This window comes from Acidobacteriota bacterium (assembly GCA_009691245.1).
In the GTDB taxonomy this organism is placed as follows: domain Bacteria; phylum Acidobacteriota; class Terriglobia; order 2-12-FULL-54-10; family 2-12-FULL-54-10; genus SHUM01.
Map to the genome: position 1 here is coordinate 29,256 of SHUM01000018.1, position 17,072 is coordinate 46,327.

Genomic DNA, 17,072 nt, shown 5'->3' on the forward strand with positions numbered 1-17,072 from the left:
TCCTGCAACAAAGTCTCGCTGGAATAGCAACGGTATCCTTAGAGTTTCGTCAGAGTTTCGTCATGGAACTGGGAACCAGAGGGGATGCTTCTCACCTCCTGGAATCGCGCCCAGCAACAGCGCGATCTCCATGGTAACTCTGGTGGTCAGCCAGATACTCGACTTGTTGACCGGCGCAGTAGTCGAAGTACGGGATGCTCTATTAGCATGGCAGCCGAGCAGGACGCGGCAGCGATGCTTTTCTCGGTGGGCGCGCTGAAAAAAAACAGAGGCGCTGGTGTACAATACCCCCGACGTGCATTTCCCAACGTGAATTCAACGTGGAGGGCCATCATGCTAAGAAAGCACTTGCTTGCCGCTGTAGTTTGTTGCGCTATCGCGGGACTGCCTCCCCATCTGGCGCTCCGGCAAGCTGTCGCGCAACGCGCCGCAGCTCCCGGAACCTTCGTCCCCGTCAGCGGCGAGATGCTGCTAAATCCAGACCCGGCCGACTGGCTGATGTACAGCCGCACCTATGACAGCCAGCGCTTCAGCCCGCTGGACCAGATCAACCGGCAGAACGTGGCAACACTGCGCATGGCCTGGTCGCGCGGCATGGGCGCGGGGGTTCACGAGAATATTCCGCTCGTCCATGGCGGCGTGATGTACGTGGCCAATCCCATGAATGTGATTCAAGCGCTCGATGCCACTAATGGCGACTTACTCTGGGAGTACCGCCGCAAGCTGCCCGATGACTTGAGTAAGTCAGTCAACAACGCGGGCCGCGCCCGTACTCTGGCCATCTACGAAGACATGATCTATCTGACAGCTGCGGATGGATTCGTAGTCGCGCTCGACGCGCGTAGCGGGGCGCTGCGCTGGGAGACTGTCGCGCACGACTACAAGACCGGCGCGCAGCACACCACCGGGCCGATGGTCGCGCAAGGCAAGTCAGGCAACGCGAAAGTCATCTCGGGCCGGTCATGTCCGGACGCGCGCACTACGCGCTCCAGCTGCTTCATCGTCGCGCATGATGCGCGCACGGGGAAGGAAGTCTGGCGCTTCTACACCACAGCCGCGCCCGGCGAACCCGGCGGCGACACCTGGGGCGGACTCGTCGTCGAGCAGCGCATGGCCTCGCCCTGGGGCCTGCCCGGTTCGTTTGATGTGACTCGTAACTTGACTTACTGGGGCGTCGCCAATCCGCGACCACACACACGCATGAAGAGACACAACGGTAACGTGGACGCTATCCCGCGTGAGTCACCGTCGGAGTTATACAGTAACTCAACCATCGCGCTCGATGTAGATACGGGCAAACTCACTTGGTATTACCAGCATCTGCCCGGCGATGACTGGGATTCGGACTTCGCGCATGATCGCGTGCTGCTGCGCACTGTCGTCGCGCCCAGCCCGGCCGAGGTCAAGTGGATCAATCCACGCGCGCGGCGCGACTTGGCTCAAGTGGCACAGGGCGACGCCACACGCGACATCGCGCTGATGGTCGGCGAACCCGGTGGGCTATGGGCGCTGGATCGCGCGACCGGTGAGTTCCTGTGGGCCACGCCCTTCCCCTATGATACGCCCAACTTCATCCTCTCACGCATTGACGTCGAGACCGGAAAGACTCACATCAATTGGGATCAGGTTACTAAGGCCGAGGGTGATGTCCATCTCATTTGTTACAGCAACACGCGCGGTTACTGGCCTATGTCATACCATCCCGGCAACCAGTCACTCTACATTCCCTATCACGATGACTGCGCCGAGAAGACCGGCAACATGGGCAGCCTCAACGGCGCGCTCTCGAAACTCGGCCACCGGCCCGGCGCGGACCCCAACAAGTTTTTCGGCATCGCCAAAGTGAATGTGTCGACGGGGAAGATCACGCGCTTCTATGAGTCGCGCATCGGCAGCAACGGCGCGCTGCTTGCCACCGCGGGCAACCTGCTGTTCTCGGGCGACCTCAACCGCCGCCTGCGCGCCTTCGACGCCGACTCGGGCAAAGTGTTGTGGGAGTCCATCGTCGGCGGCATCGTGCAGAACAGCACCATCACCTATGCTGTGAACGGCAAGCAATACGTGGCCATCCTTACCGGCGACGGCGTCTCGCACACCTCCGGCCCGCTGGGCATGACGCCTGACATCAAGCCGCCGCGCGGCCACAACGCCATCTACGTCTTTGCGCTCCCGTAAGTCATCGGAATACCCGCCGATGCCTACCGCTTCGTAGTAAACTAAAACCGTACCTCGTGCCAGGCCTCGGCAGAATTGCTTTGGCGGAATTGAGGATGTGAGATGCGGGTGAATGATAAAGTACTTTACGCGATGGCGCTCCTGCTCGCGCTGGCAGCGCCCGTGGCGCGGGCGCAGAGCAACGGCGTATCGCTCGGCAACGTTTCCGCCGGAGTGAAGTCCAATGTCATTGTCCCGCTGATGCTCGATCTGGAGTCTGAAGACGTGCGCGTCGGTAGTATCACCGCCACCGTCGGTTATAGCCCAACTATAGTTACATTCGATCGCGCCGAGAAGGGCTTCTTACTGGATGGAGTAAGTGGTAAATTCAAGGCGACCGCGAAAGTGAGTGGCGAGAAATCCGAGATACAAGTTGAGATATTCACCGAGGGCGAGCCGCGCAAACCATTACGCAAGGGACTCACTCTCTCACTCATCTTCAAGATCAACGACTCCGCCACGCTGAACACCAAGATGCCGCTAACTCTTTCAAACGTCCAGGCACTCACGCTCGATCCAGAGCCCAAACCCGTCCAGCCGCTCGCCGTAACCGCGGGCATGATTGAAGTCCTTTCGCCCGAGAATGTCCCTTTCGTTTCCTGCTTTTTCTTCACCCACTAAATCATCGGAACATTCCAGCCAGCCTAAAGTATCCACTTTCACAGTTATTGCCGCACTGCCCAGATTCCGGGGTTGGGGAATTGGGGTTGGAGGTTCGGGAAAACCAAATCCAAAAATCACACTTCTGCCCCTTGTTTACCCCTTGCCTAATTCCAATTCGGCCCCAATCTGCCGCCAATTATTCCAAACTATCCAGATCGCCCAAACCCGCAGTTCTGCCGCCTTGCCAAATTCACCAACATTGCGGAATTTCCGGTTTTGCCGGTCGTCGCGAAACGGTGTTGCGTGACAGTGCCGCGCGCGTCAGCAAGCGGACACGCCCGCGCGGGCACCATGCTTAACGTCACAACACGACATGAATTCAGGCGCTGGTTTTTCAAATCGGGCATCTTGCCCAGCCGACCGTGTCCGCTCACTCACGCGCGCGGCTCTGTCACGACGCGCGCCCTAGTCGCCGCCGCCACCGGACCATTCGGGTTTGTAGGGGCCCCAGGGCTCGTAGCCTGGCTCGTAGCGGAACCCGGCGGGCTCCATGTTTAATGCCTTGGCGTAGGGCGCGTCGAGGAACACGATGTTGCCGCCCACCACGGTCATCTGCGGTTTGATCTTCGGGATATCGGCGATGGGAATCGTCAGATAGTCCTTGTCTAGCACCACGAAGTCGGCGAGCTTGCCCACTTCGAGCGTGCCGAGGTCTTTCTCCTTCATCACGTACTCGCTGGCCCAGTTGGTCCACATCTTCAGCACCACAACGCGGTCGAGCGCTTCCTTCGGCAGGACTTTCTTGCCGTCGTTGACTTCGCGCGTCATCAGCAGTTGCCAGACGTAGCCGACGTTGGTGTAGCGCTCCATCTGTCCGACAACCTTCACGCCTTGATCCAGCCACGACTTCACTGGCTCGATGAACGCCTCGACCTCCGGGCCGTAGTCGGCAACATAATCATCGCGGCGCCACATGCGCGGCGGATGCACGCTGACGGTGATGCCCAGCCGCTTCAATCCGGCGATGACGTCGGGCTTGTTGCCCAGCGCCTCGGCGTGCTCGATGGTCAGCCGTCGCGCGCGCATCTCTTCGACTGTCGTGCCCGTGTCCTTCATGGACTGCTCGACCATGTTGATGAAAATGCGCGCGCCGTGGCTGGCCACGCCGTGAATTCCAGCGAGCCGCCATCCGGCGTCGAGCGCGTTCTTCAGCGTGTCGTAGTAGAGCATCCCCGGCGCGGGGCACATCTCGCGCCGCTTGATCACCGCGGGCGCGGGCATATCCGGACCGAGGCAGCCTTGCGGGAAACTCGAATCCCACAGCTCGCTGGCCACGCCGTTGATCCACAGATAATCATTGCCGAGGTTGGTCAGGTTACCGGTCATCTGATACGCCTGGCGCACCGTCTTCTGATCGCGCGGGCGGCGATGGCCTTCCATCAGCAGCGCGAAGCGAATAGGCATGCGGTTCTCGCGATTGAGCATGGCGTAAGTGTCCATCAGTCGCGGATGCGTGAGCCGTGAGCTGAACGTGGTCAGGCCATGCGCGGCGGCCTTCTCAAGCGTGCGCCGCATCATGTCGGCGATCAGCGTGGTGGGCGTCTTCTCCCAGAAGATTTCCCATTGCAGTGCGACCTGCCCCTCGACGCCAATCACGCCCTTGGTTCCGGCGTTGGGCACATCGGGCAGCGTCGATTCGTAGTAGTCGTTCAGATCGGGGAAGTAAGTCTCCATCAGCTTCCACGCCGTCGAATTGATGGTAGCGCGGCTGGCCACCTGCACGATCACGGGATTGCTGGGCGCGATGCGGTCCAGGCGCTCGCGCGGCTCGAAGTCGCCGAGCGTAACCCAACTGAACACCCGCGAGGCATCGATGCCGTTCTCTTCGCTGGGGCGGATGCCGACGCGCACCCACTCGCCGGGCTTGGATTTCGAGATGCCGTCCTTGATGGCGTTCTCGACTTTCAGCCTCGTGGACTCCATGTCCTTGCCCGCCTCGACGCCGATGGAAATTCCCGGCGACTGAATGCCCATCTCGGCCGCGATGCGCGCGTCGCCGAAGATGTGTACATGGCTCTCGACGATGCCGGGAATCACCGTCTGACCCTTCAGGTCAAATACCTTGGTCTCGGCATTGGCCATGGTGCGGATGCGCTCACTGGTGCCTAGCGCCTGCAGGCGGTTGTTCTTCACCGCGATGGCTTCGTAAATCCTGCCGGGGTTCTGGTTGTACCCGGCGTCGTCCACGCTGATGACCTTGCCGTTCACGTAGATCGAATCCGCGTAGCCCTGCTTGGACACTTCTGTCGGCAGCGTCTGCGCCGATAGCCTAATCGTCAGCCATCCCGCGCTCATCACCATCACCAGCGCCGCGCTCTGCGTCACTCTCCCCGTCACGCTTAACGCCACGCTCAACAAACCAAATCGTTTCATCATTTCTCCTTCATGGCTTCGCGCCGCATTCGCTCCAAATCTACGGATGCCGCGCGCTCGATCTAAATTTTCCTGTTCGGGCCGGATGGGAATCGATCCCGCAGGTCCAGCCGGACCATTATACGCCCGTGGACTCGATTGGAAATTACTTCTTCAGCAGGTTGAAGGCGTGCGTCCAGTTGGTTGCGCAGGAAGTCCGACGGCATCACCGGGTGCGCAGCAGCTCAATGCCGCGCGCCGCAATTGCGGAGCAAAATGACAACCAGTTCGTGTTATTCTGCGGCGGAAATATTAGCCCCGCAAGGGGTGGTGAGAAAGTAGCCTCGGGCGCAAGCCCCGGAGTTTTCGTCACACCAACAATACGCGAGCCCCGTTCGGGGCGAAAGAATCTCCGGCAGCTTACTTGGCGGCGTCAGCCGTCGGAGGCCAGGTGGCGTCCAGATACGCGAGATAGGCGGCAATCAACTTGTAGGTGTCGTAGTAGCTGTCCATCTCTATCTTGTCCAGCGTGTCTTTCGAGGTGTGCAGAATGGGCAAGGTCTCGGAAGTGATGGAATGAATGTCGATCACGGGGATTTTGGCCTCGAGGAAGGGGCGGCTGTCCGAGTCGCCGATCTCCTCGACGTCCATCCTTCGCAGCGGCAGTTGCAGATACTCCGCGATGCTGATCAGGCTGTTCAGAAAATTCTTGTCGGCGCGGCTGGCCCACACCTTGCTGGGCGTCAGTCCCACGGAGTCCACGTTGATCATGGCCACAATCTCGGCCCGCTGCTGCTTACTCAACTGCCGCACGTAATCCTTGGAACCGTACAGCCCGGCCTCTTCCTCGGAAAATCCAATGAAGCGGAAGGTGTGCCTGCGTTTCTGCCCGGCCAACGACTTGTAGAAGCTGGAGAGTAGCGCAGCGCCGCTCCAGTTGTCCGCCGCCCCGTCGCCCGCCTTGGCCTTGTCAAAGTGCGCTCCAACGACAATCACCTTGCCGTCTTCGCCGGGCAGCTCGCAGATAACATTCGGTATCTTCGACCGCTTGATTTTCTGCAGCGTGAGACTCGGACCAGCGCACTGCTCCTGCTCGAAGAGCGTCTGGATCGTCGCAGCGCGGTCTTCATTTTTCTGGGGGAGCAACTTCAGCCGCGTCTCAATCAGATCGCGCGCTACGACGGAATACTGGACGCTCTGCGCCAGCAACGGCGCCGCGCCGCCAAACAACAAGATACAGACGAGCATTCGCAGGATGGTCATCGTCACGGGAAGCGTTCACTTTCTGCGGAAGGCGTTGCGCAGCAGTTTGCCAGTAACGTAGAAGAATGGCGAAGCAATGAAGGTTGCGACGAGCAGGCCCACTGGCCCACCACGATCTTCTGTGCCCCATCCAACTGCGTCGTAAATGGCCGCGGCGTAGGTTAGCGGGATACCGCTAACGAAAATCAAGCCCAGCCTGTGCGCGAGCGATACGTCTGGAGAACCCTTCCAGAGAAAGTAATTGAATGAAAGTCCATTGCGCAAGATGTCAGAAAACAGAATGTTGTGCTGGCGCGCCTCGGCGTTGCGGACAAATTCTGGTTTCTTTTCTTGTTCCTCGACCATGCTGGCAGCCTCAGACAGAAATATTCCAGCCCGCGGAATATCCCTTATATCGCCTTCGTCAGCAGGACTTCGTTAATCAAGGTTTGATACCCGCAGCCCTGCTTCTTCGCTTCGCGTTTCGCCCACTGCAGGACTTCCGGGTGCAGCCGGATGGACGTGGGAATGAACTTCTCTTCATCTGGCTTCGCCGGACGCCCTCGCACAACCCGCTTCTTGCCAGTCTCCTTCTCGATGGCCCGGCGAGCCGCGCGGACCTCTCCTGCGGAAATTCTGCGCGCCCTTTCAAATGGGAAATCTCTTGAACTCTTCATACAGTTTCCTCTCGCGCCGGTTGGCTCGCCGCGCACTAATGATCCGATATACTTGGCGCTCAAATCGGCGGACAAAAACAACCACTAGCACACCATCATCGGATTCACCGATGATCCATTCGCGCTCCTCTTCCGCGGAATGTTTCGAGTCAGGCGCGATCAGCGCATACGGGTCGTCGAAAACCGAAATCGCCGCCAGGAAGGTGATGCGGTGCTTCTTGGCGCTACTATCGGCCTTCTCCAAATCTCAATCGAATTTCATATTCAGTATATACTGATATTATTTAATGGTCTAGCATTATCGTGCTGAACCCAACAGCCTCACCTACACGTTCTTGGTGCGCTGTGCGGCTAGCGAATATTGCGGATACCAGCTTGCGCCGGCGCCGGTGCCGGTGGTCTTCACGCGGACATCGAGCAGATAGGGACGGCCGTCCTTCATGGTCTTGAAGGCTTTCAGGATGGCGGGGCGCAGGTCGGTGGTGTTGCGCACCGTCTCGCTGGGGACGTTGTAGCTGGCGGCGAGGCCCTTGAAGTCCACGTCGGGGTTGCCGAGGTGGGAGATGTAATCGCGTCCGGCCTTGCCCGCCGCGGTGTCGCGCGCCATGATACGCCAGCGCGTGGCCTCGTAGCTGCCGTTGTTGAGGATTACCACGAGCAGGGGAATCGAGTAGCGCGAGAGCGTCCACAGCACGTCGGTCTGGCCAAAGAGGAACCCGCCGTCGCCCTGGATGGAGATCACCTGACGATCCGGCAGCGCGAGCTTCACGCCCGCCGCCGCGCCCACGCCCCAGCCGAGAGCCTGTCCACGCGTGCGGCCAATCTTCCAGCGCGCGTCGGGAGCGAAGTTGAAGAAGCTCGAGAAGCGCCCGTCGTCGCCCAGCTCGGGGACGATCACCGCGTCCGGCTCGGCGAGCTGTTCGAGTTCAGCCATCAGCCGGTACCACGGTATCGGCGAGCCTTCCGCCTTGCGCGCCATGTCCAGACGCGCCTTGCGCGTGCTCGCCGTGAACTTGCTGATCTCTGCGCGCCGCGTCGCAGCCTTGGCTTCGATCTGCGCGGGCGTGGCCAGACTCTTCACCGCTTCGATCAACTGCTTGGCGATCACGTCGAGATTGCCGAGCAGCGCGGCATCGAGCGGCGTGTTGCGGCCGATCGCTTCCGGATCCGTCGTCGCATGGATCATGGTGGTTCCACGCGCGCCGCCTAGTCCACCGGGAAACGCCGGCAGGCCGATGTTCAGGACGCAATCCACCTTCTTCGGGAAGCGCAGGCGGTCCGGCTCACCGATGCACAGCGGATGCGCGCTGGGGAAATCCATGCCGTAGCCGCGACCCAGCAGCACGGGCATGCCGAGCATTTCGGCGAGCTTTACCAGCGACCCTTGCGCACCGCACTGCGTTACTTCAAATCCGGTTACCAGCAGCGGCGAAGTGGAATCGAGCAGCAGCTTGGCCGCCGCCTCGACATCCTTCTCGCCCGCCGCAAGCTGCATGGGAATGTCAAAGGCCTTGCCGGTAAAAATGGTGGCGCGCAGCTTCTCGCGATAAAACAGATTGCGCGGGATGCGCACATAGGCGGGGCCATAGGGCATCACGCTGGCGATCTTGGTGGCGTTGCGCGCGATCTCGGCGATGCGCGCGGCTTCATGAAGCACCCAGCGCCATTTGGTATAGGGGCGCACCGACTCGATCCACTCGTCAAGGTCCTCGCCGCCGTCGCGGCCTTCGCTGCCCGTATCGGCGTGATCGCTGAACAAGACCACGGGCGTGCGGTCCTTCATGGCGTTGTACATGTTCGACGACGCATTCATCATGCCCACACGGCTGAACATGCCGAAGGCGGGCTTGCGCGTGGCCTTGGCGTAGCCGTCGGCGATGGCGACAACCTGCCCTTCATGCGTGGCCTGTATGAGCTGAATCTGCGGACGCGTTACCAGCGCATCGCACACCGGGCCGATCCCCGAACCGTTCGAGACGAAGAAATATTTTGTGCCGGTCTCGATGAGTTGCTCGGTGAGAATTTCACCGCAGGTCCCTTCCATCACGCGGGACATCGACGCCGATGCCGCGGTTGCCGCCGCACCCTGGGTAAACGGTGCCACGGACTGTAACGCCGCGCGCGCCGCCGCCGCCGTGTATCCCGCCGACACCATCGCGCCAACAAAGCCGCGCCGCGTCAGTTGCGCATTCATCAAGTCACGCACGAGTTCCCGCATGATTACCCCTCCCTACATTTCTACCAATTCCAAATGTTGTCATCCTAAGCGCAGCGAAGGATCTGCTTTTCGCTTTTCCTGACCATCCCGAACAACAGGTTCTTCGCTCCGCTCAGAATGACAGTTCCATAGGGTTCTGTGAAAAATCACTGTTCTCACTTCGCCGCACTTCGGCGCATTGTTGCTGAAACGTTTGCCGCGTTCAATTTCGGCGCCTTCTCCTCATTTTGCGCGCCCTTGTCCAGCGGCTTGTCTGGTCCAAAGTACTTCGACAGATACTCTATGACCATCTCGCGTTCGCCCTCCAACAGCGGCGCGCCGCGGCTCACCATATCCTGCACCGTCTCGGTCCACTCGGCCTTCGTCCGCCGCATAGTGGCGATCACTTCTGTGTCATGGCAGACCGAGCAGGCTTCCTGAACAATCTGCTTGCCGGGGCCGTCAGGAAATCCCTGGGCCTGCCCGGGCGGCGCGAACAACGCGCCCGCGAAAAATAAGATCATCATGGAACCGCTGATGGTGGTGATGGCTGTGGACATGGAGAAATCTCCTGAATTATCGGATGGGCGGAGTATAGACACCCATTGGCGTTGAGTCAAGCGACATTGCACGCGTGCCAGTGCCGCGGCCATCAGGAAGCGGGCCGACGGAGCAGCCACGCTGGATCAACTTGGCATTGACGTCCTCGAGCGGGGCCCGATTGCTCATGCGCGCGGCACCCTCACGCCCGCCGGGAATTCGTGCTAGACTCGCATCCATTGCGCGCCCTTAATAGGAGGTTCCATGCAGCAAACTTCAGGCAAGCACACCCCCGCCCACCACCAGTCGTGGATCGCAGTCGCGATCTCGCTGGCTATCGCGGCGGCAATCATCATCACCAGCGCCCGCGTGCCCTCGCCCGCTTCGGCAAAGGCGCGCAACAGCGCCCAGCCACGGCTCATTTCCATCGAGCCGCTGCCGGAGATGGCCGCCGCCGGAGATGGCGCGATGTGCCAGTTCGAGCCGGTGAGCGCCAGGAGTACGTTCGCTGCCGCGATGGCCCTGCAGGCGGGCGCACCAACAGCCGACGCAGCCCGCGTCAGCAAGGACATTGACCGCGCTCCGGCGCGCACCATCAAGGATCCCAACCCGGCCTTCAGCGCCATCGCCGTCGAGCCGGAGAGCGGAATGCTGGTGGTTACCGACGAGAACCTATTCCGTGTGCTGGAATACAACCGCACCGAAAACACGCCGCCGACGGCGCGGCTGAGCGAGCCCAAGCGCGTCATCGGCGGCAACCTCACCAAGGCCGAGATGATGTGCGGCGTCTATATTGACCCCAAGACGCTCGACACCTACATCATCAATAACGACACGCAGGACTGGCTGGTGGTGTTCTCGAAGAACGCGCGCGGCAACGTGAAGCCCGACCGCGAGCTGGCCGTGCCGCACGGGACATTTGGAATTTCCGTCGACGAGAGCCGCGAGGAGATGTACCTTACCGTGCAGCACTCGAACTCGGTGATCGTCTACCCGAAGTACGCCAAGGGCGAGGACAAGCCGCTGCGCGAGATCATCGGCAACAACACGGGTCTCGAGGATCCGCACGGCGTGGCGGCGGACACCAGGCGCAACCTGCTGTTCGTGAGCAATCACGGCAGCGTCATCGCCACCGAGCCGCCCGCGCGCATGGGCGGCCGGCCGCGCGAGATTGTCGGATCAGGCCGCTTCGAGCAGCCGTCGATCACCATTTTCAATCTGGACGGCGATGGCAACGTAAAGCCGCTGCGCATCATCGAAGGAGCGAAAACGCAACTGAACTGGCCGATGCAGATCGTCGTCGATGTGGAGCGCGGCGAACTGTTCGTGGCCAATGACATGGATCACTCGGTGCTGGTCTTCGGCGTGGATGACACGGGCGACGTCGCGCCGCGGCGCATCATTCGCGGGCCGCGTACCGGGCTGCGCAATCCGGTGGGCATCACGCTGGACCCCAAGAATCAGGAGCTGCTGGTGGCCAGCATGGGCAACCATCGCGCGCTGGTGTTCCCGCTGAACGCCACCGGCGATGTGGCGCCCAAGCGCATGATCCGCGGCGGGCCGGCCGATGAGAAAGGGCTCATGATCGGCAATCCCGGCGGCGTCGGCTATGACACCAAACGCCAGCAGATACTGGTGCCCAACTGAGTGGCGCATCCGCAGATTGCGATCTTCGCCAGGATGGCGAAGGGTGGAGACCAGCCAGTGCGAAACCTTGCCGGCCAGGCCACCAAACTCAGCCGCACCATGCATGACATCCGCTACGACTCGGTAAACGATGAAATTCTGGTGACCAATCCGTTCGCGCAAGCCATCATCACTTTCCGCGGCGACGCCGACGGCAACGCTACGCCCCTGCGCATCATTCAAGGTCCGAAAACTCAGCTTGGCGGCGTGGACCGGCTCGACGTGGACGTGGTCAACAACGAAATTCTGGTGCCCGACGGCGACCGCATCCTGGTCTATCCGCGCGCGGCCAACGGCGACGTTGCGCCGCTGCGCATCATCGAAGGCGCGAACACGCAGCTGCGCAGCGCGACCACGCTCTCCGTGGACCCCGTCCACAACCTGCTCGCGGTGGGCTTGAACAAGGCCGGCCGAGCCATCACCATGAACGCCGACGGCACGATGAGCGCGCAATCCGCCGACGCCGACGGCGCGCTGATGGTGTTCAATCGCCTGGATAAAGGAAACGTGGCGCCGCGTACGCTGGTGCGCGGGCCGAAGTCCGGCATCGTGCGCATCACCCAGATGGCTGTTTATTCGCCGCGCAAATTCATGATTGCCACGCAGCCCGGCGAGATCACCGTGATGGAGCCGGAAGAGGCGTTCGTCGGCGTGTGGAGCCTCGACGACAACGGCAACGTCCCGCCGCTCTACCGCATCGGCGTGGGCCCAAAGACCACCATGAAGAAACCGCGCGGCGTGGTTCTCAATCCCAGGAACAAAGAGATGATCATCGCCGACATGCGCCTGAACGCCGTGCTGACCTTCTCCTTCCCGGAGATTTTCTGAGGATTTATCGCTTCAGTGCGACTGGCAGAAATGCTTCCTCTATTGAGTCAGGAAATGGTTAACACAGCAAGGGGTTGTAGTTTGTGCTGCTAATGCGATACTAATGGACCAGCGTTGGGGCATCAGCAGAGGGGCTGGCATTGAACTGCTCGCGCTCAATTCTGAGTATCCCTCTACTGCTATTGGGATGTGCTGCTCCAGCGCTAGTTATAGCACCCCTTGCAAATCAAAAGATCGTCTTAGATGGTTCGACTGCCGGCTGCTTCTTTTACAAGGCCGACGATTCTGTGCGCCAACATATATTTCAATCTGATGGCGGTCCGGCATGGATGAACTTAGCCCACGCTGATATGTCGCTGCCGAATCAAGGCAATGAGGTTCGCGACCATCGAACTGTTATGCGGTATGAGGGGGACGGTTATTCTGCAACTGTAGAGGTGGAAGGTAAATTGGCTTGCCCTGAATGTACTTGGCAGCTAATGAGGGGCACAATTACGGTCTATCGTGCGCGCGATTCTTCCAAAACTGTCCTGGACGTGGAAGGCGAGTGTGGGTCTTAGGCAATTTCCACGGTCTCACAACTAGGACTTCTCTTAATCCCGGCCCAAACCAGTTCCTTGACCACCGGGCCGCCGCTCAACCCGGCCCAGCTGCCACGAGATCCGTGGTGAGCCCCGCAAGGGGCGGCCAGAACGTAGCCCGGGGCGTAAGCCCCGGGTCTCCTGTTCCCTATAAGCACGTGAGCCCCGTAAGGGGCGAAAGAACTCCATCTATCCCCAAATATATCGCTCGTCGTAATCGATGCGATGCTTCTTCAGGAATTGCAGATATTCCTCCTGAAAGGTCATGCGGCGATGATGCTCTTCTTGCCCGGCGATGTACTTCATCACCGCTGTTGCATTCGATTGGCTCACGCTGAATGCGGAATAGGCCGTCTGCCACGCGAATGATTTACTCGGTGCGTGATGCCGGGCGACCCAGCGCGTGGAGTTGGCCTTCAGAGTGCGCACCAACTCCGCCACTGATCTTGATGGATGCAGGGAAACCAGCAGATGAACATGGTCCGCCGCGCCGTTCACCGCCCGCGCCTTGCATTCCAATTCACGGCAAATTCCGCCAAGGTAGGCGTGCAGATCGCCGCGCCAGTTGGGATGGATGAGCGGAAGGCGTTCGCGCGTGCTGAATATGATATGCGTGAGCAGACTCGTGTACGTGTGCGGCATCGTTTTCTATCGCCCCTAACGGGGCTCGGTTGACGTGGTGATTCATTACCCGGGGCTCACGCCCCGGGCTACGTTCTCCTCGCCCCTTACGGGGCTCCGACAACGGCGAGCGGAACTGTTATACCCTTACGGATTGGGCACTTCACCACTCACTACTCACCGCGCGACCGGCACGCTCGCGCACACCTGCTCCATGGCGGCGACGGCGCGCAGGCAACCGGCGCGGTCTACGTCGCAGTGGGTTACGGCGCGGATGGTGGTGGGCGTCATGGCGTGAACCTTCACGTTGTGCGCGGCGAGTTGGTCGGCAATCTGCTGTGAGGTCTGGCCGGTGCCGCGGACGTCGAACACCACAATGTTGGTCTGCACTTTCTTCGGGTCGAGCGCGATGCCGGGAATCGCGGCCAGCCCCTCGGCGAGCACGCGGGCGTTCTCGTGATCTTCCTGCAGGCGCTTGGGCGACTGCTCGAGCGCGATCAGCCCCGCCGCCGCCAGCACGCCCGCCTGGCGCATCCCGCCGCCGAGAATCTTGCGGTTGATGCGCGCCTGCGCGATGTATTCCGCCGTGCCCATCAGCAGCGAACCCACCGGCGCGCCCAGTCCCTTCGACACGCAGAACGTTACGGAGTCAAACTTGCGCGTGATCTCCGCCACCGGCCGGCCCAGCGCCACCGCCGCGTTGAAGATGCGCGCGCCGTCCAGATGCACGGTTAACCCAGCCTCGTGCGCGCCGTCGCAAATCTCCTCGACATCCTTCGTCGGCGTGACCACGCCGCCAGCCACGTTGTGAGTATTCTCGATCGACACCATGCCGGTCTGCGCCATGTAGCGTCCCTTGGGACGAATCGCTTCCTTCACCAGCTTCCAATTCAAGAGGCCGTCGTCGGTCTTCACGCCGCGCGCTGCGCATCCGGCCACCGCCGAGATCGAGGCCATCTCAAAGCTGAAGATATGCGCGCGCTCCTCGCAGATCACCTCGCTGCCGCGCCGCGCCAGCGTCATCACGGCAATCGTATTGGCCATTGACCCGGAGGGCACGAACATCCCCGCCTCGCGCCCGAACATCTCCGCCGCGCGCGCCTCCAGCCGGTTCAGCGTGGGGTCTTCGCTATAGACATCGTCGCCCACCTCGGCCTCGGCCATGGCGCGGCGCATCTCCGGCGTGGGCTTGGTAACCGTGTCACTGCGCAGATCGACAATGGCCTGCATATCCTATTTCCTCCTACTCTTACTCACCCGCCTCAGGCTCACACTCCTCAGGGCTGTCATTCTGAGCGCAGCGAAGAACCTGCTTTTGGTTTTTCTATACCATCTCGGAAAGCATATCCTTCGCTACGCCCAGGATGACAGCCCTGAAAAATGTTAAGCCAAATTGCTAACCAGGCGGCAGGCCGGTGAGGCGCAGGCCGGCGTGGGGGACTTTGTAGCTGCGGTTGATGCTGATGAGCAGCGCGGTGAGGCTCTCGACGATGCGAGCCGACTCGAGCGCGCCGGCGTCAATGGGGCGCAGGCCGGCGATCAGGCGGATGAGCGGGAACAGGCGGTCTTTCGCCGCCGCGTCATCGCCGCAGACCAGCACGTCGCAGTCGAGCGGATGCGCCAGGTCCGCCAGGGCTACCGCCGAGACGTTGTGGAATGCGGCCAGCACGGGAGTTGTCGCTGGGATAACTTCGCGGGCCTGCTCCGCGGCGGAACCTTGCCAGACTCCCAACATACGTGTGGGCTTGCCGCCGATGGTGGCGGCGAGCGGCACGGTGGCGTCCACCACGAACGCTCCAGCGCTGAGAGATCCTTTGATTTCACGCAGCGTCGCAGCCTGCGCGGGAAACGGTACGGCGATCACCACAACCGTCGCGCCCGCAGCGGCCTCCGGGTTGGCCATTCCGTTCACGGTTACCACGCCTTTCGCCGCCCCCCGCACCTTGAGGCGGACATCGTCAGCGGCTTGCAGGGCGCGCGCGGAGTCGCGCGACCCGATGACGGTTTCCACTCCCGCCACAGCCCAGCGGATCGCCAGACCCAATCCCAAATCACCGGTTCCGCCAATAATAGCTACTCGCTCTGCGCTCATACGTGTGCCTCTTGTTGTGTGGTTAAAGCCTGTTGTGTAGATACAGCCTGATGTGTGGTTACAGCTTGTTGTGGAATTGCAGCGGCGGCGAAGCGCCGCAACACGCGATACGATGTGGAGCGCTCCACCGGAATGCGGCCCGATGACTGCCCACAGCCTCTAATGAAATTTTGCAACTGCTCGGGAGTGGCCGCGCTGGCCTCGATCTCACCAGACGCGCTGGAAATATTTTCTTCCATCAGCGTCCCGCCGCAGTCGTTGGCGCCAGCGTCGAGGCACATCTGCGAAATCCGCCAGCCGAGCTTGGGCCAGGAGATTTGCAGATTGGGGATCGCGTTATTCAGCAGGATGCGCGACAGTGCGTGGACCGCGATGTCTTCTTCCACCGTGGCGCCGGGACGGGCCAGGCCGGTGCGGTAAAGCGCGGTCTTCTCATGGATGAAGCCGAGCGGGACGAACTCTGTGAATCCGCCATTCTGTTTCTGCATCGAGCGCAGCAGCAGCAGGTGGCGCACCCAGTCGATAGGCTGCTCGACGTGGCCGTACATCATGGTAGAAGTGGTAGGGATGCCCAGTTCGTGCGCCGTCGAGATGACTTCGATCCACTGCGCGCGCGTGAGCTTGGCGCGAGAGATGACGCCGCGCACGCGGTCATCCAAAATTTCCGCCGCCGTGCCCGGCAGGCTGCCCAGGCCCGCGTCGCGCAGCATCATTAGATAATCGCGGAGCGGCATCCCGGTGCGCTCGACGCCGTAAACTACTTCCATCGGCGAGAAGGCGTGAATGTGAATTTTCGGCACACGCGCTTTGATGGCGCGCAGAATCTGCGCGTAATAAGTTCCGTCCATCTCCGGCGGCAGGCCGCCCTGCACGCACACTTCCGTCGCGCCGAGATTCCAAGCCTGCTCGGCGCGGTCGGCCACCGTGTCGAGCGAATGCCAATAGGCATCGGGCGCGCGCTGGCTTTTTCCAAAGCAGCAGAACGTGCAGCCCACGAAACAGATGTTGGTGAAGTTGATATTGCGATTGACGACGTAGCTGACCTCGTCGCCCACCGTGCGGCGGCGCAGGCGGTCGGCCACGTCGGCCACGGCCAACAGCGCATCGCCGCGCGCCTCGGCGACGGCCAGACCCTCGGTCTCGTTCAGATCGCGGCCCTCCAGCGCGGCTTCGAGAGCACCGCGCAACGGCGCGGGCAATGTTGTCGCCAACTCACCGTACGCGCCCGGCCGCAACGCCAGCGCGACATTTCTCTTGATGGCCATAAGCAAACTCGAATCAAGTTGAACTGACTATGATACTCCCGGCGGCGCTTACTAACACACTGCAAACGCTGTCATCCTGAGCGCAGCAAAGTATCTGCTGTTGCTCTCTCAAAA

Annotated in this window: 15 protein-coding genes; 4 read left to right on the forward strand and 11 right to left on the reverse strand. The window is 61.1% G+C overall.

Annotated features, from left to right (window positions below; genetic code table 11):
• The first annotated feature begins 84 nt into the window (after positions 1-84).
• Both EXQ56_06230 and EXQ56_06235 read left to right on the forward strand, forming a co-directional pair.
• On the forward strand, positions 85-2,175 hold the full coding sequence (locus EXQ56_06230) for a hypothetical protein (GenBank protein MSO20052.1): 2,091 nt from the start codon (positions 85-87) through the stop codon (positions 2,173-2,175).
• Positions 2,176-2,283: 108 nt separating this feature from the next.
• Positions 2,284-2,835 carry a hypothetical protein gene (locus EXQ56_06235; GenBank protein MSO20053.1) on the forward strand — a complete coding sequence of 184 codons (552 nt, stop codon included), beginning with the start codon at positions 2,284-2,286 and terminating at the stop codon, positions 2,833-2,835.
• A gap of 447 nt (positions 2,836-3,282) precedes the next feature.
• On the opposite strand, the gene EXQ56_06240 is transcribed toward EXQ56_06235, so the two are convergent.
• The 7 genes from EXQ56_06240 to EXQ56_06270 all read right to left on the reverse strand — a co-directional run bounded on the left by EXQ56_06240 (position 3,283) and on the right by EXQ56_06270 (position 9,905).
• A complete protein-coding gene (locus tag EXQ56_06240) occupies positions 3,283-5,253 on the reverse strand; it encodes a hypothetical protein (GenBank protein ID MSO20054.1) in 1,971 nt (656 codons plus the stop codon).
• A 396-nt stretch (positions 5,254-5,649) separates the two neighbouring features.
• The gene (locus tag EXQ56_06245) at positions 5,650-6,498 is read right to left on the reverse strand and encodes a Zn-dependent exopeptidase M28 (GenBank protein ID MSO20055.1); all 849 of its coding nucleotides are present in this window, start codon (positions 6,496-6,498) and stop codon (positions 5,650-5,652) included.
• 9 nt (positions 6,499-6,507) lie between these two features.
• Positions 6,508-6,837, reverse strand: coding sequence for a hypothetical protein (locus tag EXQ56_06250; protein MSO20056.1), 330 nt, complete (start codon positions 6,835-6,837; stop codon positions 6,508-6,510).
• A 44-nt stretch (positions 6,838-6,881) separates the two neighbouring features.
• Positions 6,882-7,148: an AT hook motif protein gene (locus EXQ56_06255; GenBank protein MSO20057.1), complete on the reverse strand. Its 267-nt coding sequence runs from the start codon at positions 7,146-7,148 to the stop codon at positions 6,882-6,884.
• Positions 7,120-7,392 (reverse strand): hypothetical protein, encoded by a 273-nt coding sequence (locus EXQ56_06260; protein MSO20058.1) that lies wholly within the window; start codon positions 7,390-7,392, stop codon positions 7,120-7,122. The genes EXQ56_06255 and EXQ56_06260 overlap by 29 nt, the downstream gene beginning before the upstream one ends.
• Before the next feature lie 81 nt (positions 7,393-7,473).
• The gene (locus EXQ56_06265; GenBank protein MSO20059.1) at positions 7,474-9,366 is read right to left on the reverse strand and encodes a thiamine pyrophosphate-binding protein; all 1,893 of its coding nucleotides are present in this window, start codon (positions 9,364-9,366) and stop codon (positions 7,474-7,476) included.
• A 155-nt stretch (positions 9,367-9,521) separates the two neighbouring features.
• Positions 9,522-9,905, reverse strand: coding sequence for a hypothetical protein (locus EXQ56_06270; GenBank protein ID MSO20060.1), 384 nt, complete (start codon positions 9,903-9,905; stop codon positions 9,522-9,524).
• A gap of 244 nt (positions 9,906-10,149) precedes the next feature.
• On the opposite strand from EXQ56_06270, the gene EXQ56_06275 reads away from it, so the two are divergent.
• Both EXQ56_06275 and EXQ56_06280 read left to right on the forward strand, forming a co-directional pair.
• Positions 10,150-11,532, forward strand: a complete 1,383-nt coding sequence (locus tag EXQ56_06275; GenBank protein MSO20061.1) for a hypothetical protein — start codon at positions 10,150-10,152, stop codon at positions 11,530-11,532.
• 57 nt (positions 11,533-11,589) lie between these two features.
• Positions 11,590-12,399, forward strand: a complete 810-nt coding sequence (locus EXQ56_06280) for a hypothetical protein (protein ID MSO20062.1) — start codon at positions 11,590-11,592, stop codon at positions 12,397-12,399.
• Between the two features lie 770 nt (positions 12,400-13,169).
• Here EXQ56_06280 and tnpA read toward each other — a convergent pair.
• The 4 genes from tnpA to cofH all read right to left on the reverse strand — a co-directional run bounded on the left by tnpA (position 13,170) and on the right by cofH (position 16,958).
• Complete coding sequence (gene tnpA, locus EXQ56_06285) at positions 13,170-13,622, reverse strand: IS200/IS605 family transposase (protein MSO20063.1); 453 nt, start codon at positions 13,620-13,622, stop codon at positions 13,170-13,172.
• Positions 13,623-13,778: 156 nt separating this feature from the next.
• Positions 13,779-14,831 carry a low specificity L-threonine aldolase gene (locus tag EXQ56_06290; protein MSO20064.1) on the reverse strand — a complete coding sequence of 351 codons (1,053 nt, stop codon included), beginning with the start codon at positions 14,829-14,831 and terminating at the stop codon, positions 13,779-13,781.
• Between the two features lie 166 nt (positions 14,832-14,997).
• Positions 14,998-15,693: an NADPH-dependent F420 reductase gene (gene npdG, locus EXQ56_06295; GenBank protein MSO20065.1), complete on the reverse strand. Its 696-nt coding sequence runs from the start codon at positions 15,691-15,693 to the stop codon at positions 14,998-15,000.
• Positions 15,690-16,958 (reverse strand): 7,8-didemethyl-8-hydroxy-5-deazariboflavin synthase subunit CofH, encoded by a 1,269-nt coding sequence (cofH, locus tag EXQ56_06300; protein MSO20066.1) that lies wholly within the window; start codon positions 16,956-16,958, stop codon positions 15,690-15,692. Before cofH ends, npdG begins: the two co-directional genes overlap by 4 nt.
• Between the last annotated feature and the right edge of the window lie 114 nt (positions 16,959-17,072).

Bases quoted from the DNA above. Each gene is read 5' to 3' on its own strand.
- EXQ56_06230 (MSO20052.1), top strand. From the start codon at position 85: ATGCTTCTCACCTCCTGGAATCGCGCCCAGCAACAGCGCGATCTCCAT.
- EXQ56_06240 (MSO20054.1), bottom strand. From the start codon at position 5,253: ATGATGAAACGATTTGGTTTGTTGAGCGTGGCGTTAAGCGTGACGGGG.
- EXQ56_06250 (MSO20056.1), bottom strand. From the start codon at position 6,837: ATGGTCGAGGAACAAGAAAAGAAACCAGAATTTGTCCGCAACGCCGAG.
- EXQ56_06255 (MSO20057.1), bottom strand. From the start codon at position 7,148: ATGAAGAGTTCAAGAGATTTCCCATTTGAAAGGGCGCGCAGAATTTCC.
- EXQ56_06265 (MSO20059.1), bottom strand. From the start codon at position 9,366: ATGCGGGAACTCGTGCGTGACTTGATGAATGCGCAACTGACGCGGCGC.
- EXQ56_06270 (MSO20060.1), bottom strand. From the start codon at position 9,905: ATGTCCACAGCCATCACCACCATCAGCGGTTCCATGATGATCTTATTT.
- EXQ56_06275 (MSO20061.1), top strand. From the start codon at position 10,150: ATGCAGCAAACTTCAGGCAAGCACACCCCCGCCCACCACCAGTCGTGG.
- tnpA (MSO20063.1), bottom strand. From the start codon at position 13,622: ATGCCGCACACGTACACGAGTCTGCTCACGCATATCATATTCAGCACG.
- EXQ56_06290 (MSO20064.1), bottom strand. From the start codon at position 14,831: ATGCAGGCCATTGTCGATCTGCGCAGTGACACGGTTACCAAGCCCACG.
- npdG (MSO20065.1), bottom strand. From the start codon at position 15,693: ATGAGCGCAGAGCGAGTAGCTATTATTGGCGGAACCGGTGATTTGGGA.
- cofH (MSO20066.1), bottom strand. From the start codon at position 16,958: ATGGCCATCAAGAGAAATGTCGCGCTGGCGTTGCGGCCGGGCGCGTAC.